Origin of the sequence: Streptomyces sp. enrichment culture (assembly GCF_964273255.1) — a bacterium.
Classification (GTDB): Bacteria; Actinomycetota; Actinomycetes; order Streptomycetales; family Streptomycetaceae; genus Streptomyces.
In genome coordinates this window covers 5,309,878-5,328,920 of the sequence record NZ_OZ186835.1, presented here as the reverse complement: position 1 = coordinate 5,328,920, position 19,043 = coordinate 5,309,878, and the positions used below count along the sequence as shown (strand labels likewise).

The window sequence follows — 19,043 nt, the reverse complement described above, 5'->3', positions numbered from 1 at the left end:
CTCCGGGGTCGTGCCGGTGCCTGCGGCTGCCGTCGCGGCGAATATACGGGCCGGGAGGCGCCCGGTGCGTGAGCCGGACGGCCCCGGCGGGTGAGCCGGCCGGCCGTGGACCCGGGGACGGGCCCGCCGGGCTCGCGGGCCGGGTGGCTACGCGTCGTCGAGGCCGCGCTCTATGGCGTACCGGACGAGTTCGACGCGGTTGTGCAGCTGGAGCTTGCCGAGGGTGTTCTGCACGTGGTTCTGGACCGTGCGGTGGGAGATGACGAGCCGCTCGGCGATCTGCTTGTAGCTGAGGCCCTTGGCGACCAGGCGCAGCACCTCCGTCTCCCGCTCGGTCAGCCGGGGGGCCTTCGACTCCTGGTCGTCGGGCGCGGGCGCCGGTTCGGCGGCGAGCCGGCGGTACTCGCCGAGGACGAGTCCGGCCAGGCCCGGGGTGAACACGGGGTCGCCGTCGGCGGTCCGGCGCACCGCCTCCTGCAGTTCCTGCGTGGACGCCGACTTCAGCAGGTAGCCGGTCGCGCCCGACTTCACCGCCTCCAGCACGTCGGCGTGCTCCCCGCTCGCCGACAGCACCAGCACCCGCAGGGCGGGGTGGGCGGCGACGACCTCCTTGCAGACCTGGACGCCGGGCTTGCCGGGCAGGTTGAGGTCGAGGACCAGCACGTCGGGGGTGGTGGCCCGGGCGCGGCGCACGGCCTGTTCGCCGTCGCCCGCCGTGGCGACCACCTCGAACCCGGACTCCGCCAGGTCGCGGGCGACGGCGTCGCGCCACATCGGGTGGTCGTCGACCACCATCACCCTGACCGGCTCCCGGTCCCGGTCGTCCTGCCGCTGTGCCGCCGTGTCCGTCATCGCTGCTCCGCCTTCCCCCGGGGGTCCCCGTCGGTGCCGTGCTCCCGGCCGCCCGGGAGTCCTCCGTGGTCGCTGTCGTCGTGGTCCGTGCGGCCGCCCGCGCGGGCGGCGCCGTCCCCGCCGGGCCTGGGGAGCCGCAGCTCCACCTCCGTGCCCTGCCCGGGGACCGAGATCCAGTCCGCCCGGCCGCCGAGGTCGCGCAGCCGCCCCCGGATCGACAGGGCCACCCCGAGCCGTCCCTCGCCCTCGGCCTCGGCGAGCCGCCCCTCGGGGATGCCGGGGCCGTCGTCGCGCACCGAGACGATCACCTCGTGCGGCTCGTCCTCGACCAGGATCCAGGCGCGCGCCTCCTCCCCGGCGTGCCGGCGGACGTTGTCCAGGGCGGCCCCGACGGCCGCGGCCAGCTCGCGGGCGGCGGCCGCCGGCAGCAGGACCGGGGCCCCGGGCCCGGACAGGGCGGTCCGGGAACCGGCGAACGGGGCGAGCAGCGCGCGCAGGTCGGCCTGCGCGCCGTCGTCCCGGCCGTCGGGGTCCGCGGCGGCCGCGACGGCGCTCGGGGCGGCGTCCCCCGGCGTGCGGCCGGCCGGGACGAGCCCCCCGGAGACGAGGGTGCGCAGGGCCACTTCCTGTTCCCCGGCCATCCGGCCCAGCTCGGCCGCCTCGCCGCCGATCACGGCGCCGCGCCGCTGCACCATCGCGAGCACCTGGAGCACGCTGTCGTGGATGTCCCGCGCCAGCCGCTCGCGTTCCCTGGTGGCGGCCTCGATCTCCAGGGCGCGGGCCAGGGTCCGCTCGGAGGCGCGGGCGACCTCGACCACGTAGCCGATGGCGATGGAGGCGACCCAGACGAGGATCACGTTGTGCACGGTGTCGCGGGCCGGACTGCCGCGTTCCACCAGGTTGGCCACGGCGACGAGGCTGGAGGCGAGGGCCGCCCAGCGCCAGCCGCCCTTGACCGCGAACGCGAGCACCGCTCCGGCCGTCCAGATCGACGGCAGGGTGGGGCCGCCCGCGTGGACCCGCTCGGGCGCGTCGGCCAGCGGGGTGAGCAGGATGCCGGTGAGGGCGAGGGTGAGGTCGGCGGCGAGGAAGCGCTTGGTGCAGGCCGCCGCGCCGGCGACCTTGGGCAGGGTGGCGAGCGTCCAGCCGGCCAGCACCGCGAAGTAGCCGACGGCGAGCCACGGGCGGCGGAACTCCTCGTGGGCGGTGGCGAACAGGCCGACCGCGTAGAGCATGGTGAGCACCCGGTAGCCGGCGAGCGCGCGCCACAGCGGCTGCTCGACCGACATCCTCATGACCTTCTCGCGCCCCGGCATCGTCCCCGTCCCCCCACGTCCGGCCCGCGCCCGGGCCGGCCGGCCCGCCTACTCGGTGCGGTCCCGGCCGGACGGCTCCGGCCGGTCCCGGCCCGCCTCTTCCATCGCCGTCCGCAACTTGGCCGCCTGCTCCTTCTCCGCGCGGGCGAGGGCGGCCCTGGCGGCCTTCTCGGCCTCCTTGTCGGCCTTGGCCGCCTCCGCGAGCTGCCGCTTCATGGCGGTGGCGTACATGTCGACGTACTCCTGGCCGGACAGCTTCATGATTTCGTACATGACCTCGTCGGTCACCGCCCTGAGCACGAACCGGTCGTGCTCCATGCCCTGGTAGCGGCGGAAGTCCAGCGGGCGCCCGATGCGGATGCCCGGCCGCATGAGCTTGGGCATCACCTTGCCGGGCGGCTGGATCTTCTCCGTGTCGATCATGGCGACCGGCAGCACGGGGGCGCCGGTGGCCAGTGCCACGCGGGCCAGACCGCCCGGCTTGCCGCGGTAGAGGCGGCCGTCGGGCGAGCGGGTGCCCTCCGGGTAGATCCCGAACAGCTCACCGCGTTCGAGGACCTCTATGCCGCTCTTGATCGCCGCCTCGCCGGCCCCCCGGGTGCCGGAGCGGTCGACCGGGAGCTGGCCGACCCCTTTGAAGAAGGCGGCGGTGAGCCGCCCTTTCACACCGGGCGTGGTGAAGTACTCGGCCTTGGCGATGAAGGTGACCTTGCGGTCCAGGACGGCCGGCAGGAAGAAGGAGTCCGAGAAGGACAGGTGGTTGCTGGCCAGGATCGCGGGACCCTCGGCGGGTACGTTCTCCAGGCCCTCCACCCAGGGCCTGAAGGCGAGCTTCAGCGGCCCCCCGATGGTGACCTTCATGGTGCCGTACAACAACCGCGTGCCTCCCGTGTGTGTGGCACGAACCTTATCCCGGCGAGCGGCCGATGGACCCGACGGCCCTGGTCGGTGTCAGTGCGGTCGCGTACGGTGAAGGTCCTGCGCGTCGTGCGGCCCCCGGCCCGGGCGCGCCGGCCCCGTCGTCCGTCGCCGCACCGCGCGTGTGCCCGTCCGTCCCACGAACAGGAGGCCGAGGTGCCGCTCCTGACCGGAGCAGAGCCGTTCCGCCACGAGGGCGGTGGGACCGCTGTGCTGCTGTGCCACGGCTTCACCGGTTCGCCCCAGTCGCTGCGCCCCTGGGCGGAGCACCTGGCCGGACACGGCCTGACCGTCTCGCTGCCCCTGCTGCCCGGACACGGCACGCGCTGGGAGGACCTGCGGGTCACCGGCTGGCAGGACTGGTACGCCGAGGTGGACCGCGAGCTGCGGCTGCTGCGGGAGCGCTCCGAGCGGGTGTTCGTGGCCGGGCTGTCGATGGGCGGCGCGCTGGCCCTGCGGCTGGCCGCGCGGCACGGGGACGCGGTGAGCGGCGTCCTGGTCGTCAATCCGGCGAACCGGATGCACGGGGTGGCCGCGCACGCCCTCCCGGTGCTGCGGCACCTCGTTCCGACGACGCGGGGCATCGCGAGCGACATCGCCCGGCCCGGCGTCACCGAGCTGGGCTACGACCGGGTGCCGCTGCACGCCGCGCACTCCCTGCGGACGTTCCTGCGGACGGTGGACGGCGAGCTGCCCCAGGTGACGCAGCCCCTGCTGCTGATGCGCAGCCCGCAGGACCACGTGGTGCCCCCGGCGGACTCGGCGCGGATCCTCGGCCGCGTGTCCTCGACCGACGTGACGGAGGTCCTGCTGGAACAGAGCTACCACGTGGCGACGTTGGACCACGACGCGGAGCGCGTCTTCGACGAGAGCACCGCGTTCATCGGGCGGCTCGCACCCGGCGCCGTCGACGGGGCCGGTCTCGGCAAGGAAGGGACGACCGCAGGTGACTGAGCACGACGCGGGCCGCGAGGACCGTGAGGGCCGTGAAGGTCACGAGGGCCGCGAGCCGGAGGAGAAGGGGATGGAGAAGGGCGCCGACAAGGACGTGCCCTTCGACGAGGACGCCGCGTGGCGGGCGATCGTCGCCGGGTACGGCGACGAGCCGCCCGACCCGCCGGGCGCCAAGCCGTTCAAGTCGGTGGAGGACCTCGCGCTGCTGGAGAGCACGGCCAACGACCCGGCCGACTCCCGTGACGACGGGGTGCAGACGCAGGCCCCGGCACCGGCCAAGGCGGACGAGGAACCGGCCACCCCGCTGGGCGGCTCCGTCTCGTTCGCGCCGGGTGTCGGCCCCCGCGACTACACGGTGCCCGAGCCCTCCGACGACGACCTCGACGAGACCGACGAGGGCCACTTCGTCCCGCCCGAACCGCCCCCGCTGCCGGAGACGGACCCCGCGGTGAAGCTGGCCTGGCTGGGCGTCCTGGGCGGCCCGCTGCTGCTCCTGCTCGCGGTGCTGCTCGACTGGTACATGTCCTGGTGGCTGACCACGCTCAGCATCGGTGGCTTCCTGGGCGGCTGCGCCACCCTGGTCATGCGCATGCGCACCGACGACGAGGACGACGACGACCCGGGCCGCGGCGCGGTGGTCTGACCGTGCGCGCCTACGCCACCGGGGCGGCCGGCACCCTCAGGGCGGCCAGTACGGGAAGGTGATCGGTGGCCGCCCTCAGGTCGGCCTCCGTCACGCCCGGGTGGTCCAGGGGCACCCCGCAGCCCAGCGCCTCCACACCCGGGGTCGCGAAGACCGCGTCGATGCGCCGGTGCGGCTCGTTCCTGGTCCAGGTGTGCTCGCCGCCCCAGGGCGCCGCCGCCCGGCAGTCGGTGAGGGACGCCGCCAGCCGCCGGAAGGTCCGCCCGCCCGGCCGCTCGTTGACGTCTCCCCCGGCGACCGCGTGCTCGGCCCCCATCCCGGCGAGCCGGTCCAGGAGCATGCCGCCCTGCTCGTAGCGCTCGTCGGCGTCCAGCGACAGGTGGCAGCTCAGCACCCCGAGCCGGGCCCCGCCGAACCGCACGACGGCGGTGGCGAACCCCCGCCGGTGCTGCCCGGGACGCAGCGGCAGCAGCACGTCCTCGGTCCGCTCCACGGTCGCGCGCAGCGAGCACAGCAGCGCGGGGCCGGCCGCCGTGGCGCCCCCGGAGAGGATCACCAGTCCGGAGTCCGAGGCCAGCCGGGCCAGCTTCTTGCGCCACCGGAAGAACCGCGGCGCCTCCTGCACCAGGACCAGATCGGGAGCGCAGGCGGTGATCACCCGGGCCAGCGCCGCCGTGTCGTCGCGCAGCGAGCGGATGTTGTAGCTCAGCACCCGGATCACGGCCGAACCGTCGGGCTCGGTACGGGAGTCGGGCAGCGGCCCAGTCGTCACCATGCCGGTCAAGATACGCCGCCCCGCACGATCCGACGGGCCGTACGGGCCGGGCACGCCCCGGAAGGAACCCGCTCAGCGGGCGGCGGCCAGGTCGGCGAGGAAGTCCCGCCAGGCGGACGCGGAGACGGCGAAGCGGGGGCCGTTCCTCGTCTTGGAGTCCCGCACGTGCACGGAGCCGGGGGTGACGGCCACCTCCACACAGCTGTCTCCCTGGGACCCGCTGTAGCTGCTCTTGAACCAGCTCAGCTCGCCGTGACCCATCTGGCCCCCTCAGCAGTCCACGAACGCGACGAACTCACGCCAGGCGGAACCGGACACCTCGAACCGCGGCCCGTTCTCCGACTTGGAATCCCGCACGTGCACGGTCCCCGGCACGACAGCCACCTCCACACAGTCGTCCCCCTCGGAGCCGCTGTAGCTGCTCTTGAACCAATCAAGACCACCGTGGGTGCTCATAGCGCTCCTCGCATCCGCTGCAACAACTCGCCCGAGTCCGCCGGGGACAGGGCCTGCGAGCGCATCTTGGCATAGCGCATCTGCATGACGCTCACCGCTTCTCGGTCAAGAATGAGCTGCCCCGTCTTCTGGCCTTCCGCGTAACCCACCCACTGACGCTCCGGCGTCTCCAACAGCCTCATGGGCCCATCCGTCCCCGCGTGGTACGGCTGGCGCAGCGGCATGATCTGCAGCTCCACGTTCCACAGCTCCATGCACGCCAGCAGATGGCCGACGAGGTCGCGGGTGACCTCCTCGCCGCCCGTGTGCCGCAGCAGGACCGACTCCTCGACGATGAAGCTGAACGCGATCGGCGGTCTGCGTCCGAGCAGTTCCTGCCGGGCCCGACGGGCGGCGATCCGCTGCTCCAGTTGCTCCTCGCTGGGCGGGGGCGGGACGTTGAGCATGACCGCGCGGGTGTACGCCTCGGTCTGGAGGAGTCCCGGCACCACCCGGCACTCGTACGTGCACAGGGTGACCGCGGCCTCCTCCAGCTGCGCCCATTCCCGGAACCAGACCGCGAGCCCCCGTTGCCGCCCGAGGTGGCGGACCATGGCCCGCAGCACGCCGAACGCCTCCAGTTCCTCCTCCGCGCGTTCGACGAAGGCCGCGCTCGGCATGCGCCGACCCTGCTCGACGGAGGCCACGGAGGCGTACGAGTAGTTGAGCCGCTCCGCGAGCTGTTCCTGGGTGAGCAGGGCGCGTTCCCGGAAGGTCTTCAGGGCCGCCCCGAACGCCTTGAGACTGTCGGACGAGTCGAGTGTGCTGCTGCTGCCGTTCGCCATGGGTCACGACTCCCTTGCCGTGCTGGTGCACACCTTGCACGGCGTACAACACCCGGTCGTCCCGGTGGGGTTACGCGCAAGACGCGGCAGCGACCCGTACACGCGGGCCGGTACGGGTCCGTCGGCCCGCCTCAGCCGGACGTGGGCCCAACGGGCGCACTGGCCCGTCCCCGGTGCCGGCCGCCGAGTTCGGCGTCGAGGGTCTCCTGGGCCACCCGCATCGCCTCGGCGTACCCGGGCTGCTGGAGCCGCTTCCACATCTCGTCCTCGCTGAGATCCTCGACGTGGCAGGTCACCCACCAGATGTTGCCGAACGGGTCCCTCACCCGCCCTCCGCGCTGCCCGAAGGCGTCGTCGGCCACCGCTGTGACGACGTGGGCGCCGGCCTCGACGGCCCGTGCGCAGGCGCGGTCCGCGTCGGGGACGAAGACGGTGAGCAGGCTCGGCATCACCGGCCAGTCCGGGCGCCGGTCGAAGGCCGAGACGACGGTGTCCCCGACCCGCACCTCGCCGTGGCCGATCGAGCCGTCCTCGGTCTCCACCCGGCCGAGTTCCTCCCCGTCGAACGCCCGGGTGACGAAGTCCAGGAAGGCGCCCGTGTCGTCGGTGACGACCCAGGGTTCGACGGTGGTGCGGCCGGCCGGTGCGGCGCTGTTCTGCTCGGACATCGCGCTCCCTCTCGCTGGCCGGCCCTCGGCGGTCGGCTCCGGGGAACGTAACGCGGAAATAGGTCAGGAGCAGTCCTCCAAGGTCCTCATCCACGCGAAAACGGCTGCGCCCGCCGTCCCCTTCATCGGGGTGGGGCGGGCGCTGCCGGGCTGGTGGGGGGCGGTCACATGATGGGGTCCGGCTCCCGGGCCAGGTCGGCCGCGCCGACGAGGCCGGCCTTGTTGCCGAGGCGGGCTCCGAGGACGTCGGCGACCGGGCGCCAGTTGCCGCCGACCAGCCACCGCTTGTAGGACTTGCGGATCGGCTCCAGGACCAGCTCGCCCTCCTCGGAGAGCCCGCCGCCGACGATGAAGGCGGACGGGTCGAAGAGGGAGGCGAGGTCGGCGAGGCCCGCGCCGACCCAGCGGGCCAGCTCGCGGTAGGAGTCGACGGCCACCCGGTCGCCCTGCCGGGCGGCCATGGACACGTGCTTGCCCTCGATGCCGTCCGGCGTGCCGTCGCCCAGGGCGAGCAGCGTCTCGGCGTTCTCGGGCGTGGCGTTGGCGCGCTGCTGCGCGTAGCGGACCAGGGCGCGGCCGGAGGCGTACTGCTCCCAGCAGCCCTGGGAGCCGCAGCCGCAGAGGAGGCCGTCGGGCACCATGCGGATGTGGCCGAACTCGGCGGCCACGCCGAAGTGGCCGCGGCGCAGCTTGTTGCCGATGATGACGCCGCCGCCGAGGCCGGTGCCGAGGGTGATGCAGATGACGTTGCGGTGGCCCTTGCCGGCACCGAACTTGTACTCGCCCCAGGCGGCCGCGTTGGCGTCGTTCTCCACGACGACCGGGAGGTCGACGCGGGCCTCGACCTTCGCCTTCAGCGGCTCGTTGCGCCAGTCGATGTTGGGGGCGAAGTAGACCTCGGACCGCTGGCGGTTGACGTAGCCGGCCGCACCGATCCCCACGCCGACGATGTCGTGCCCGGCCCGCGCACCCTCCACCGCGGAGGCGATGGCGTCCACGATGCCCTCGGGTGTGCCCGGGGTCGGCACCTTGTGGGTCGAGAGGATGTTGCCTTCCTCGTCGACCACGCCGGCCGCGATCTTCGTGCCGCCGATGTCGACGCCGATGGTGAGTCCCATGAATCCCTCAGTTTCGGTCGAGCCCCGCTACCGCCCACGGTACCCGAGGCACTGCGTGCGGTTACGCGGCGTCCGCACGGTGGGCGGGCACCGGCCGGGGTTCGGGACGCTGCGGCGGCCGGCCGGGGAGGGCTCCTGGCGGCCGCCGTGTCAGTCGAGGTCGATGCGCTCGCCGGGTCCGGAGCCGTCGTCGCCGTCCCGGCCCTCGCCCAGGTCACGGGGGTCGGTGTCGCGGACGCCGGTGTCGCGGGAGGTCCAGCGGCGCTCCTGGTCCTGGACCGCGGCACGGTAGGCGGCGAGGAGTTCACCGCCCGCGGCGGCGAGGTGGTCGAAGACGTCCGGGTTGCGTTCGATGACGGGCTCCACGGCGGCCTTCGCCTGCTGGACGACCTGGCGCACCACCTGCTGCGCCGCCGGCCCGGCGACCGCGCCGAGCAGCGGGGACTGCAGACCGGAGAGCTTGTCGGCGACGGCGTCGACCAGCTTCCGCAGCTCCTCGGCGGCCGAGCCGGCGGGCGGGCCGTATTGGGCACGGCGGCGGGCCTTCTCGGCCTCCAGGTCCTCGGCGCAGGCGGTCGCCCAGGCGTCGGCGTCGGCGGGGGCGCGCCGGCCGGCGGCGGTGCCGGCGCCGGTGCTCGCGGCCGGGGCCTCGGCGGCCGGGTGGTCGACGACCGGGACGTCGGCCGCCGGGGCGGGCCGGGCGTCGGCCGCGGGCCGCTTCTCGTCCGCGTCCCGCGCCTCGTGCACGGCCTCGCTCCATGCGTCGTCGGACGGGGGGAGCTGTTCGCTCATGACGGACTCCTGACTACGGATGGCCCTTACGACGGTACCCGAACGGGCTCGGGGCCCGGCCCGCGCACGACGGCGCGCAGGCCGGATCCGGCAGGCCCGTTCCGGGTGCTGTCCCGGGAGTCCACGAGTCCACGTGTCCCCCGCGGTGCTCCTCCCGTGGCCCGGGCCGGCCCTCCCGCCGGCACCGGCGGCTTCACCGGGCCTGCGGCCACAGCCCCGGATCGGGCCGGAACCGGATGCGCAGCTCGCCCTCGCGCAGCGCGGCGCCGTCGACGGTGCAGCGGCGCAGCGCGGAGGGCAGGGCGACGATGCGGCGGAACGGTCCGGCGGCGAGAACGAGTTCGTCGCCCCGCCGGATCAGGTCCAGTTCCTCGCGCCGGGCTCCGGGCAGGGGGATGCTCCAGACCAGCACCCCGTCGTCGGCGAGGCAGTCGGTGACGGGCCAGTCGACGGCGGCCGGGGCCGCGCCCGCGCCGGGCAGGCGGAGGGCGGCGAGGTCGTCGGTGCCGCGCGGGTCGCGTCCGAGGTGGGCGACGGGGTGGACGGTGAACGTCTCCCGCCAGTCGGCCAGGGTCTTGCGCTGCTGGGCGACGGGGCCGGCGAGCCAGCTGTCGTCGAGGTTCTCGGGCAGGACCCGGCTGGCGACGACGGCGTCGGCGCGCAGTCCCCGCAGGGCGAGGCCGAGGACGGCGGTGCGCACCGCGTCGGCGCCGGCCGGGGAGGGCTCGGCGACCAGGCGCACGCTGGTGGAGCGGTCGGCGAGGACGGCCTCGACGGCGGCCAGCTCCAGGTCCCAGCGGGCGGCGGTCTCGTACAGCCGCTCGGCGGGCAGCGGCACCCCGGCGAGCCGTCCGAGCACGGGCCGCAGGGCGCGGGCCGCCTGCCGCTCGGGCGGCAGGAGGCGGCGCAGGTAGCGGCGGAGTTCCGCGGGAAGGGCGAACAGCGCGAGGGCGCGTTCGCCGGGCGGCAGGTCGACGACGAGGAGGTCGTAGGCCTCGGACAGGGCCGCGTCCCGCAGGGCGCGCAGCAGGGCGAGTTCCTCCGCCCCGGGCAGCGGGGTCAGCTCCTCGGGTTCGAGGCGGGAGGCGCCGAGCAGGTCGAGGGCGGCTCCCGCGCGGTCCTGGAGGGAGATCAGGTCGTCCCGGAAGTCCGCGCCGGGGTCGACACGCCGGGCGGTGAGCCCGGGAGCGGCCTCGACGGACCCGGCGCCGACCGGTACCCCCAGCACCGCGCCCAGGGTGTCCGTCCGGTCGGTGCCGAGGACGAGGGTGCGGGCGCCCGCGCGGGCGGCGGCGAGCGCGGTGCCGGCCGCGACGGTGGTACGGCCACTGCCGCCGGGGCCGGTGATCAGGAGGGTACGCATGAGGGTGAACGGTACCCGGGTGCCGGCCGGCACGGACGGTGTGCGTGCGTGCCCCGGCGGCGCCCGGAGCCGCGCCGGGTCCTGCCCTCCGGGCCTACTTCGCCCCGGACTCGACCCGCTTCTTCAGGCCGGCCAGGGCGCGGTCGATGATGACCTTCTCGGCCTTGCGCTTGATCATGCCGAGCATCGGGATCTTGACGTCCACGGTGAGCCGGTAGGTCACCTCGGTGGTGGCCGCGCCCGCGGGCCGCAGGACGTAGGAGCCGTCCAGGGAGCGCAGCATCTGGGACTTCACCAGGGTCCAGGAGACCTCGTGCTCACCGGTCCAGGTGTAGGCGAGGGTCTGGTCGTCCTTGATCGCACCGGCGTCCATGACGAGGCGCACCTGCTCGGCGCGGCCCTGCCCGTCGGTCCGAAGGACCTCGGCCTCCTTCACCTCGCCGGTCCAGTCCGGATAGCGGGCGAAGTCGGCGATCACCCCCATGACCTCGGCCGGAGCCGCCTCGATCGTGATGCTCGAGCTGGTGTGTTCCGCCATCGCCGTGGCTCCTCCAGGTGCGGGCCGGTCGTCGGATCGCCGTGCACGGGCTCCCCGCGCACGCCCGTGCAGCGGAAGGCTACCGCGCACCCGACCGGCACAACGCACCCGACCTGGGACATCCTGGCCGGATCCGGCTCACCGCCGAAGGATCCGGGCGGCGGCCGGCCGGGGGCCCGGGGCGGACCCGCGGGCGGGAGGCTCCGATGGCCACCCGCGGGCGTGAGGCCTGAAGCGGACCCACGGGCCGAAGGCTCCGATGGGGACTCGCGGGCGTGAAGCCTGAAGCCGGCTCACAGGCCGAAGGCTCCGATGGGGACTCGCGCGTGTGAGGCCTGAAGCGGGCTCACAGGCCGAAGGCTCCGAGGCGGACCCACGGCCGAGGGCCCGGAGCGGCTCACCACTGCAGGACCCAGGGCCGGCCGCTGCTCGCGAAGTGCCCGACGTTCACGCACTCGGTGGCGCCGACCCGCATCCGGCGCACCAGCGGCTGGTGGACGTGGCCGAACAGGGCGTAGCGGGGCCGGGTGCGGTGGATGGCGTCCAGCAGCGCCCGGCTGCCGCGTTCGAAGCGGCGGGCCACGGTGTCGTAGACCAGGTCCGGCACCTCGGGCGGGATGTGGGTGCACAGCACGTCGACCTCGCCCACCGCCTCGATCTTCGCCGCGTACTCCTCGTCGCTGACCTCGTACGGCGTGCGCATCGGGGTGCGCAGTCCGCCGCCGACGAAGCCGAAGACCCGGCCGCCGATCTCCACCCGCTCGCCGTCCAGGACGGTGACGCCGGGCCCGGCGTACTCCTGCCAGAGCGGGGGCATGTCGACGTTGCCGTACGTGGCGTACGTCGGCGTCGGGAAGGCGGCGAACAGCTCGGCGTACTGCTTGCGCACGGCCTTCTCGATCGCGGTGGCCCGGTCCCCCTCGATGCCCGCCCACAGCCGGGCGCCGAACGCGCGGGCCTCCTCGAAGCGGCGCGCGGTGCGCAGTTCGACGATGCGGTCCGCGTTCTCCTCCCCGAACAGGTCGGGGAAGATGCCGCGGGAGTGGTCGGCGTAGTCGAGGAAGAGCACCAGGTCGCCCAGGCAGATCAGGGCGTCGGCGCCCTCCCCCGCCCGGGCGAGGTCACGGGCGTTGCCGTGCACGTCGCTGACCACGTGGACGCGGGTCCGCCCGTTCGGGGGCTGTGCGGTTGCCATGCCGATCAAGCGTAAACAGCGTTTCCGGCGGTGAACAGTGGCGGCCCCCGGCGCCGCCGCCGTTGGCCCGTCGCCCGGCAGGTGGACTACGCTCCGCAAAGAAGCACCAGCCTGTGTGACGCAGCGAACATCTCACCGGGACCCCCTGTCGTAGAGGCCATACCGGCGGGTAACGTCCGGGCAGTCCAGTCGTGCTCGGGATTTCAACCGTTGACTTCGCGAGCACTCTCCCGAGCCTTGGACCGCACCGTCGCATCGCACAACGTCGTGGCGCCGGCGCCCTAAGAGGAGCAGCAGTCTTGCGCGAGTTCAGCCTTCCGGCTTTGTACGAGGTCCCTGCGGACGGCAACCTGAGTGACATCGTCCGCCGCAACGCCGCGCAGCACCCCGATGTCGCGGTCATCGCCCGCAAGGCCGGCGGAGACTGGCAGGACGTGACGGCCACCGCGTTCCTCGCCGAGGTGCGCTCCGCCGCCAAGGGACTGATCGCCGCCGGAGTGCAGCCCGGGGACCGGGTGGCGCTGATGTCGCGGACCCGTTACGAGTGGACGCTGCTGGACTTCGCGATCTGGAGCGCGGGCGCGATCACCGTGCCGGTGTACGAGACCAGCTCCCCGGAGCAGGTGGCCTGGATCCTCGGCGACTCCGGCGCCACCGCCTGCGTGGTGGAACTGGACGCCCACGAGGCCACCGTGGAGTCGGTGCGCGACCGGCTGCCCGAGCTGAAGCACGTGTGGCAGATCGAGGCGGGCGCCGTGGACGAGCTCGGCCGGCTCGGCCAGGACGTCGCCGACGCCACGGTCGACGAGCGCAGCTCCGTCGCGAAGGCCGACGACCCGGCCACCATCGTCTACACCTCCGGCACCACCGGCCGCCCCAAGGGCTGCGTGCTCACCCACCGCAGCTTCTTCGCCGAGTGCGGCAACATCGTCGAGCGGCTGCGCCCGCTGTTCCGCACCGGCGAGTGCTCCGTGCTGCTGTTCCTGCCCCTCGCCCACGTCTTCGGACGGATGGTGCAGATCGCTCCGATGGTGGCGCCGATCAAGCTGGGCCTGGTGCCCGACATCAAGAACCTCACCGACGAGCTGGCCTCGTTCCGGCCGACCCTGATCCTGGGCGTGCCGCGGGTCTTCGAGAAGGTCTACAACTCGGCGCGCGCCAAGGCGCAGGCCGACGGCAAGGGCAAGATCTTCGACAAGGCGGCCGACACCGCGATCGCCTACAGCCGCGCCCTGGACACGCCGTCCGGGCCGTCGCTCGGCCTGAAGCTGAAGCACAAGGTCTTCGACCGGCTCGTCTACGGCAAGCTGCGCGCGGTCCTCGGCGGGCGCGGCGAGTACGCCATCTCCGGCGGCGCGCCCCTCGGCGAGCGCCTGGGCCACTTCTTCCGCGGCATCGGCTTCAGCGTGCTGGAGGGCTACGGCCTCACCGAATCCTGCGCGGCCACCGCGTTCAACCCCTGGGACCGGCAGAAGATCGGCACGGTCGGACAGCCGCTGCCCGGCTCCGTGGTGCGGATCGCCGACGACGGCGAGGTGCTGCTGCACGGCGAGCACCTGTTCAAGGAGTACTGGAACAACCCGGCCGCGACGGCCGAGGCGCTGGCCGACGGCTGGTTCCACACCGGCGACATCGGCACCCTCGACGAGGACGGCTACCTGCGGATCACCGGCCGCAAGAAGGAGATCCTGGTCACCGCGGGCGGCAAGAACGTCGCCCCGGCGGTGATCGAGGACCGGATCCGGGCGCACGCGCTGGTCGCGGAGTGCATGGTGGTGGGCGACGGGCGGCCGTTCGTGGGCGCGCTGGTCACCCTCGACGAGGAGTTCCTGGGCCGCTGGTGCGCCGAGCACGGCAAGCCGGCGGGGTCCACGGCGTCGGAGCTGCGGGACGACCCGGACCTGCTGGCCGCGATCCAGACGGCGATCGACGACGGGAACGCGGCGGTGTCCAAGGCGGAGTCGGTGCGGAAGTTCCGGGTGCTGCCGGCGCAGTTCACGGAGGAGTCGGGGCATCTGACTCCGTCGCTGAAGCTGAAGCGGAATGTCGTGGCCAAGGATTACGCGCACGAGATCGAGGCGATCTACGCGAAGTAGGGGCTGCGGGTTTGCGTGGTTCCCCACGCCCCCTCGGGGGGTGTTGTGCCCCCTCCCCCCGCCGTCGGGCGTGGGCGTGGCCTCGGGTGGGGCGCGATTGCGGGATCGTGGCGGGGGTGGTCGGGCGGGCGGCCCGTGCGTTGGGGTTGAGTGCGCAGTTCCCCGCGCCCCTGGAGGGGCGCTGCCCCACCGTCGGATCAGACCGGGGCCGGGGGTTCGGCGCCGGCCGCGGGATCGTGGCGAGGGTGGTCGGGCGGGCGGCCCGTGCGTTGGGGCTGGGTGCGCAGTTCCCCGCGCCCCTGGAGGGTGATTTGCCCCGCCGGCGGATCAGACCGGGGCCGGGGGTTCGGCGCCAGTCGGGGGATCGTGGCGGGGGTGGTCGGGCGGGCGGCCCGTGCGTTGGGGCCGGGCGCGCAGTTCCCCGCGCCCCTGGAGGGGCGCTGCCCCACCGTCGGATCAGACCAGGGCCGACGCGCGGTTCCCCGCGCCCCTGGAGGGGTGCTGCCCCACCGTCGGATCAGACCAGGGCCGACGCGCGGTTCCCCGCACCCCTGGAGCCGTCGGTGAGACGGGGGCCGGGGGGTTACAGCAGGGTCTTCAGGTGTTCTGCCAGGAGGTCCCAGCGCCACTTCTGTTCCACCCATTCCCGGCCGCGCTCGCCCATCCTGCGGCGCAGGTCCGCGTCGCCGAGGAGGGTGATGAGGCGGTCGGCGGTGGGTCCCGGGGTTCCGCCGGGGACGACCCAGCCGGTCTCGCCGTCCAGGACCGCGTCGGGCGCGCCGCCGGAGTCGCCGGCGACGACCGGGAGGCCGGTCGCGGAGGCCTCCAGGTAGACGATGCCGAGCCCTTCCACGTCCAGGCCCCGCCGCCGGGTGCGGCAGGGCATCGCGAAGACGTCGCCGGCGCCGTAGTGGGCGGGCAGCTCGGACCAGGGGACGGAGCCGGTGAAGCGGACCGAGCCGGCGACCCCGGTGTCGTGGGCCAGGCGGCGCAGGTCCTTCTCGTAGGGGCCGCCGCCGACGATCAGCAGCACGGTGTCCGGCTCGGCGGCCAGCACCGCGGGCAGGGCACGGATCAGGGTGTCCTGGCCCTTGCGCGGCACCAGGCGGGACACGCAGACCACCACCGGCCGGTCCGTCAGGCCGAGCCGGGCGCGGACCTCGTCGCCGCCCGAGCCGGGGTGGAAGGTCTTCTCGTCGACGCCGGGCGGCAGCTGCACCATCCGGGCCGCCGCCTCGGGTGTCAGGGCGCCGGCGATGCGCTCGCGCGTGTACGCGCCGAGGTAGGTGAGCGTGTCGGTGGACTCCCCGATGCGGCGCAGCAGCTGCCGGGCGGCGGGGAGCTGCGCCCAGCCCGCCTCGTGGCCGTGGGTGGTGGCCACGATCCGCTCGGCGCCGGCCCGGCGCAGGGCCGGGGCCATCAGCCCGAGGGGGGCCGCCGCCCCGAACCAGACCGAGGTGCACCCGTGCTCGCGCAGCAGGCCGACGGCCCGCCGGGTGACCGCCGGGGTCGGCAGCAGCATCGTCGTGCGGTCGCGCACGACGGTGAAGGGCTGCTCGGCGTCGAAGGCGGCGGTCGCCGCGACGCCCTCCCGGGACCGCTTCCAGGTGGAGGCGTAGACGACCAGCCGGCCGGGGTCCAGACGCAGCGCCATGTTGTGCAGGAACGCCTGGATGCCGCCCGGGCGGGGCGGGAAGTCGTTGGTCACGATCAGGGTCTTGTGCATCGCCGCAGACCCTACCGAACCGCGGCCGGGGCCGGTCGCGGCGGCGTCCCGGGGGCACGCCCGGGGCCCGGCCGCTGTGGCACCGGGGGCGGGCTCCGGGACATCATGGCTCCCTCGGCACCCCCACACCGAGCCTCCCACCGAGACCCCCCACACCGACGGACAGGATCGACGTGAAGACGACGGGCGCGGCACGGCCCCTCTTTGGACTGCTGACCGTCTGGGCCTTGACCAGGACGTTCCTTCTGCTGTGCGTGCTGAAGGTCGTCGTCTTCCCCGGTCCCGACGTCACGAGCGACGTGTCGGTGATCTACCACGACTGGTTCGCGGTGCTGCGTACCGGAACGTTTCCGCTGAACGACGTCACCTGGCAGTACCCGCCCGCCGCGGCCCTGGCGATCCTCTCTCCCGCGCTGCTGCCGTTCCTGGAGTACGCCACGGCGTTCTACGTCCTGGTGTGCGTGGCCGACCTTCTCACCCTGGGCCTGCTGTGCCGGGCCGGGGGCCGCCGCGGGCGGTCGTGGGCCGGGGCCTGGGTGTGGGTGGCCGGCGTCCCGCTGCTCGGGCCGACGGTGTACGCGCGCTACGACGTGATGGTGACCGCGGTGGCGGTGGCGGCCCTGCTGGCCGGGGCCGGCCGGCCGCGGCTGATGGGGGCCCTGGTGGCGTTCGGGGCGCTGCTGAAGGGCTGGCCGGCGCTGCTGCTGCTCGGGGTGCGGCGGCGCTCCGCCTGGGTGTCGGCGGCGCTGACCGGCGCCGGACTGGCGGCGCTGTTCGCGGCGGTGATGCCGGGGGCGTTCGCCTTCCTGACGTTCCAGCGCGACCGGGGCACGGAGGTCGAGTCGCTGGGCGCGCTCGTCCTGCACGCGGCGCGGCACTTCGGCTGGGAGGGCCAGGTGCTGCTCAACTACGGCTCGGTGGAGTTCGTCGGCCCGTACGTGGGCTGGGTGAGCACCGGCGCGCTGCTGCTGAGCGCGGCCGGGTTCGGCTGGCTGGTGCTGTGGCGGCTGCGGGCGACCCGGTTCGCGCCGCACACCGTGGCCGACGCGGCGTTCACGGCGGTGCTGGTGTTCACCACCACGAGCCGGGTGATCAGCCCGCAGTACATGGTGTGGCTGGTCGGCCTCGGGGCGGTGTGCCTGTGCTTCCGGGCGGGCGGCCGGATGCGGCTGCCGGTGGGGCTGGTGCTGGCCGCGTGCCTGGTGACGGTGCTGGAGTTCCCGGTGTGGTTCGCGCACGTGGTGGCCAGTGACCGGCTCGGCATCGGGCTGCTGGTGGTGCGCAACGGCCTCCTGGTCGCCGCGACGCTGCTGGCGGCCCGGGCCCTGTGGTCGGCGACGGTGTCCCCCCGCCCGGCCCCGCCGACGCCGTCGCCGTCACCGCGGCCGAGCCGTACGGACGGGGCCCGGGTGTCCTCCTGACCGTGGGGACGGGGCCCAGGTGTCCCCCTGGCCTTGCGGAGGAGGCTTGCGGAGGAGGCCCGGGTGTCCTCCTGACGTGCGGAGGGGGACCCGGACCCGGGTGTCTCCCCCGGCCGTGCGGGGCACGGGGTGTCCTCGTGCGGCCGTCCTGCCGCCCACCGCGCCGGGGGCCGGTCAGCCCAGGGTGCGCCGCAGGTCCTCGCGCCACTGGGCGGTGAAGTCCGCGAGGGTGGTGCCCAGGACCTCGTGCAGCGCCTGTTCGACCGCGCCCTCGCGCCGGTCGTGGGCGCCCACCGCCCGGTAGAAGGCGCGCAGACGGTCCTCGCCCCAGCGGTCGGCGACGAGGCGGCAGGCCGTCCAGCCGCTCTCGTAGGCCCGGGCCAGGCTCCCGGAGTCGCCGGAGAAGCCGAAGTCGTCGTCGTCGGGGAGGGCGTCCGGGACGTCGCCGCGGGCCACCGCGCGCGCCAGTTCGGGCGCGGTCCGGGCCGGGGTGCGGTCGCCGCCGCGGTAGCCGACCCAGTCGGCGAAGCCCTCCGACAGCCACAGCGGGGTGGCGGCGCCGGTGTGGGCGCGGGTGGCGACGTGGGTCGCCTCGTGGGTGAGCACCACCTGGCGGCCGGAGTCGCCGAGCAGCCCGAACGCCTCGGGGTTGACGATGATCCGGTCCGCGGGGGCGCGCTCCCCGGCGCCGGTCTCGCCGGTGGTGACCGCGGCGATGCCCCGGTAGGACGAGGCGGGCGAGTTGAGCAGCCCGGCCATGCCCTCCAGGGAGGTGGGCACCAGGACGACGAGGTGCCGGGACCATTCCCGGCCCCACGCGTCGGACACCGCGGGCACCGCCCGGCCGGCCAGCCGGGCGTAGTCGCGCAGCCGCTCGTCCGACTGCCCGACGCCGAGCACCAGGCCGCCCGCGCCGCGGACGGCCCGGACCCGTCCCTGGTCCCACAGCTGCTGGCCCGACGACCCGGCCGGCCGGTCGGTGTCGACGCTCCACCGGCCGTCGCCGCCCCGGGTGAGGCGCAGGGTGCGGGCGGTGGTCACCGGCGAACGGTCGTAGCCCTCGATGCGGTAGCGGAGGTCGGCGTCGGCCGTGGCGGTGTCGCCGGTGCGGTGCACGGCGGTCACCCGGTAGGACCAGTCGGCCAGCGGCACGGCGCGCAGGTTGTCGTACCCGGCCCGGGTGCCGGTGCGGGCGTGGGCGGCGGCGTCGGCGTCGAGCAGGGCCCGCGCGCGCCGGTCCAGCATGGACTGCACCTCGGCCCGGGTGCCGTCGGCCGGTCCGCCGCAGGCGACCAGTGACACGAGCAGCAGGCACAGCACCACCACCCACGCCCCCGGACCCCGCACACGGCCTGCCACGTTGTCGAGGGTACGGGCGCGCGGCCGTT

The 19,043-nt window shown here is 74.5% G+C and carries 19 protein-coding genes; 4 read left to right on the top strand and 15 right to left on the bottom strand.

The features are described from left to right. Window positions 1-147: 147 nt before the first annotated feature. From ACSU53_RS23155 to ACSU53_RS23145, 3 genes are read right to left on the bottom strand one after another with little or no spacing between them, the layout of a single operon-like run. Complete coding sequence (locus tag ACSU53_RS23155) at window positions 148-852, bottom strand: response regulator (protein WP_437030594.1); 705 nt, start codon at window positions 850-852, stop codon at window positions 148-150. Beyond that, window positions 849-2,168 carry a MacS family sensor histidine kinase gene (gene macS, locus ACSU53_RS23150; RefSeq protein ID WP_437030592.1) on the bottom strand — a complete coding sequence of 440 codons (1,320 nt, stop codon included), beginning with the start codon at window positions 2,166-2,168 and terminating at the stop codon, window positions 849-851. Before macS ends, ACSU53_RS23155 begins: the two co-directional genes overlap by 4 nt. A gap of 48 nt (window positions 2,169-2,216) precedes the next feature. After that, window positions 2,217-3,029 (bottom strand): lysophospholipid acyltransferase family protein, encoded by an 813-nt coding sequence (locus ACSU53_RS23145; protein ID WP_362089077.1) that lies wholly within the window; start codon window positions 3,027-3,029, stop codon window positions 2,217-2,219. A gap of 213 nt (window positions 3,030-3,242) precedes the next feature. Here ACSU53_RS23145 and ACSU53_RS23140 point away from each other — a divergent pair, with 213 nt between their 5' ends. After that, window positions 3,243-4,040, top strand: a complete 798-nt coding sequence (locus tag ACSU53_RS23140) for an alpha/beta hydrolase (RefSeq protein ID WP_437030590.1) — start codon at window positions 3,243-3,245, stop codon at window positions 4,038-4,040. Continuing rightward, a complete protein-coding gene (locus ACSU53_RS23135) occupies window positions 4,033-4,683 on the top strand; it encodes a hypothetical protein (protein ID WP_437030588.1) in 651 nt (216 codons plus the stop codon). The genes ACSU53_RS23140 and ACSU53_RS23135 overlap by 8 nt, the downstream gene beginning before the upstream one ends. 10 nt (window positions 4,684-4,693) lie before the next feature. Here the strand turns inward: ACSU53_RS23135 and ACSU53_RS23130 are convergent, their stop codons facing one another. From ACSU53_RS23130 to ACSU53_RS23085, 10 genes are all read right to left on the bottom strand, one after another. Beyond that, on the bottom strand, window positions 4,694-5,458 hold the full coding sequence (locus ACSU53_RS23130) for an endonuclease/exonuclease/phosphatase family protein (protein ID WP_437030586.1): 765 nt from the start codon (window positions 5,456-5,458) through the stop codon (window positions 4,694-4,696). A gap of 72 nt (window positions 5,459-5,530) precedes the next feature. Continuing rightward, window positions 5,531-5,719: a DUF397 domain-containing protein gene (locus tag ACSU53_RS23125; protein WP_437030584.1), complete on the bottom strand. Its 189-nt coding sequence runs from the start codon at window positions 5,717-5,719 to the stop codon at window positions 5,531-5,533. A 9-nt stretch (window positions 5,720-5,728) separates the two neighbouring features. Further along, window positions 5,729-5,914 carry a DUF397 domain-containing protein gene (locus ACSU53_RS23120; protein WP_437030583.1) on the bottom strand — a complete coding sequence of 62 codons (186 nt, stop codon included), beginning with the start codon at window positions 5,912-5,914 and terminating at the stop codon, window positions 5,729-5,731. Next, window positions 5,911-6,738 (bottom strand): helix-turn-helix domain-containing protein, encoded by an 828-nt coding sequence (locus tag ACSU53_RS23115; protein ID WP_437030581.1) that lies wholly within the window; start codon window positions 6,736-6,738, stop codon window positions 5,911-5,913. Before ACSU53_RS23115 ends, ACSU53_RS23120 begins: the two co-directional genes overlap by 4 nt. A gap of 131 nt (window positions 6,739-6,869) precedes the next feature. Then, window positions 6,870-7,406 (bottom strand): VOC family protein, encoded by a 537-nt coding sequence (locus tag ACSU53_RS23110; protein ID WP_437030579.1) that lies wholly within the window; start codon window positions 7,404-7,406, stop codon window positions 6,870-6,872. A 164-nt stretch (window positions 7,407-7,570) separates the two neighbouring features. Next, window positions 7,571-8,524 carry an ROK family glucokinase gene (locus tag ACSU53_RS23105; protein WP_437030577.1) on the bottom strand — a complete coding sequence of 318 codons (954 nt, stop codon included), beginning with the start codon at window positions 8,522-8,524 and terminating at the stop codon, window positions 7,571-7,573. Window positions 8,525-8,674: 150 nt separating this feature from the next. Beyond that, window positions 8,675-9,316 carry a DUF5304 domain-containing protein gene (locus tag ACSU53_RS23100; protein ID WP_437030575.1) on the bottom strand — a complete coding sequence of 214 codons (642 nt, stop codon included), beginning with the start codon at window positions 9,314-9,316 and terminating at the stop codon, window positions 8,675-8,677. A 193-nt stretch (window positions 9,317-9,509) separates the two neighbouring features. Next, on the bottom strand, window positions 9,510-10,679 hold the full coding sequence (locus ACSU53_RS23095; protein ID WP_437030573.1) for an ArsA family ATPase: 1,170 nt from the start codon (window positions 10,677-10,679) through the stop codon (window positions 9,510-9,512). A gap of 94 nt (window positions 10,680-10,773) precedes the next feature. Beyond that, entirely contained in the window at window positions 10,774-11,217 is a 444-nt protein-coding gene (locus ACSU53_RS23090; RefSeq protein ID WP_437030572.1) for an SRPBCC family protein, read from the bottom strand. A 397-nt stretch (window positions 11,218-11,614) separates the two neighbouring features. Continuing rightward, a complete protein-coding gene (locus tag ACSU53_RS23085; RefSeq protein WP_437030570.1) occupies window positions 11,615-12,412 on the bottom strand; it encodes a metallophosphoesterase family protein in 798 nt (265 codons plus the stop codon). Window positions 12,413-12,711: 299 nt separating this feature from the next. Here ACSU53_RS23085 and ACSU53_RS23080 point away from each other — a divergent pair, with 299 nt between their 5' ends. After that, window positions 12,712-14,508 carry an AMP-dependent synthetase/ligase gene (locus ACSU53_RS23080; RefSeq protein WP_437030568.1) on the top strand — a complete coding sequence of 599 codons (1,797 nt, stop codon included), beginning with the start codon at window positions 12,712-12,714 and terminating at the stop codon, window positions 14,506-14,508. A 583-nt stretch (window positions 14,509-15,091) separates the two neighbouring features. Here the strand turns inward: ACSU53_RS23080 and ACSU53_RS23075 are convergent. Then, window positions 15,092-16,234 (bottom strand): glycosyltransferase family 4 protein, encoded by a 1,143-nt coding sequence (locus ACSU53_RS23075; RefSeq protein WP_437030566.1) that lies wholly within the window; start codon window positions 16,232-16,234, stop codon window positions 15,092-15,094. A 173-nt stretch (window positions 16,235-16,407) separates the two neighbouring features. Here ACSU53_RS23075 and ACSU53_RS23070 point away from each other — a divergent pair, with 173 nt between their 5' ends. Further along, window positions 16,408-17,655 (top strand): glycosyltransferase 87 family protein, encoded by a 1,248-nt coding sequence (locus ACSU53_RS23070; RefSeq protein ID WP_437030565.1) that lies wholly within the window; start codon window positions 16,408-16,410, stop codon window positions 17,653-17,655. Window positions 17,656-17,829: 174 nt separating this feature from the next. Here the strand turns inward: ACSU53_RS23070 and ACSU53_RS23065 are convergent, their stop codons facing one another. After that, on the bottom strand, window positions 17,830-19,014 hold the full coding sequence (locus ACSU53_RS23065; protein WP_437030563.1) for a hypothetical protein: 1,185 nt from the start codon (window positions 19,012-19,014) through the stop codon (window positions 17,830-17,832). Between the last annotated feature and the right edge of the window lie 29 nt (window positions 19,015-19,043).

Coding starts and splice junctions, on each gene's coding strand:
- ACSU53_RS23105 (WP_437030577.1), bottom strand. CDS start 8,524: ATGGGACTCACCATCGGCGTCGACATCGGCGGCACGAAGATCGCGGCC.
- ACSU53_RS23100 (WP_437030575.1), bottom strand. CDS start 9,316: ATGAGCGAACAGCTCCCCCCGTCCGACGACGCATGGAGCGAGGCCGTG.
- ACSU53_RS23155 (WP_437030594.1), bottom strand. CDS start 852: ATGACGGACACGGCGGCACAGCGGCAGGACGACCGGGACCGGGAGCCG.
- ACSU53_RS23115 (WP_437030581.1), bottom strand. CDS start 6,738: ATGGCGAACGGCAGCAGCAGCACACTCGACTCGTCCGACAGTCTCAAG.
- ACSU53_RS23125 (WP_437030584.1), bottom strand. CDS start 5,719: ATGGGTCACGGCGAGCTGAGCTGGTTCAAGAGCAGCTACAGCGGGTCC.
- ACSU53_RS23085 (WP_437030570.1), bottom strand. CDS start 12,412: ATGGCAACCGCACAGCCCCCGAACGGGCGGACCCGCGTCCACGTGGTC.
- ACSU53_RS23090 (WP_437030572.1), bottom strand. CDS start 11,217: ATGGCGGAACACACCAGCTCGAGCATCACGATCGAGGCGGCTCCGGCC.
- ACSU53_RS23145 (WP_362089077.1), bottom strand. CDS start 3,029: ATGAAGGTCACCATCGGGGGGCCGCTGAAGCTCGCCTTCAGGCCCTGG.
- ACSU53_RS23095 (WP_437030573.1), bottom strand. CDS start 10,679: ATGCGTACCCTCCTGATCACCGGCCCCGGCGGCAGTGGCCGTACCACC.
- ACSU53_RS23110 (WP_437030579.1), bottom strand. CDS start 7,406: ATGTCCGAGCAGAACAGCGCCGCACCGGCCGGCCGCACCACCGTCGAA.
- ACSU53_RS23130 (WP_437030586.1), bottom strand. CDS start 5,458: ATGGTGACGACTGGGCCGCTGCCCGACTCCCGTACCGAGCCCGACGGT.
- ACSU53_RS23075 (WP_437030566.1), bottom strand. CDS start 16,234: ATGCACAAGACCCTGATCGTGACCAACGACTTCCCGCCCCGCCCGGGC.
- ACSU53_RS23120 (WP_437030583.1), bottom strand. CDS start 5,914: ATGAGCACCCACGGTGGTCTTGATTGGTTCAAGAGCAGCTACAGCGGC.
- macS (WP_437030592.1), bottom strand. CDS start 2,168: ATGCCGGGGCGCGAGAAGGTCATGAGGATGTCGGTCGAGCAGCCGCTG.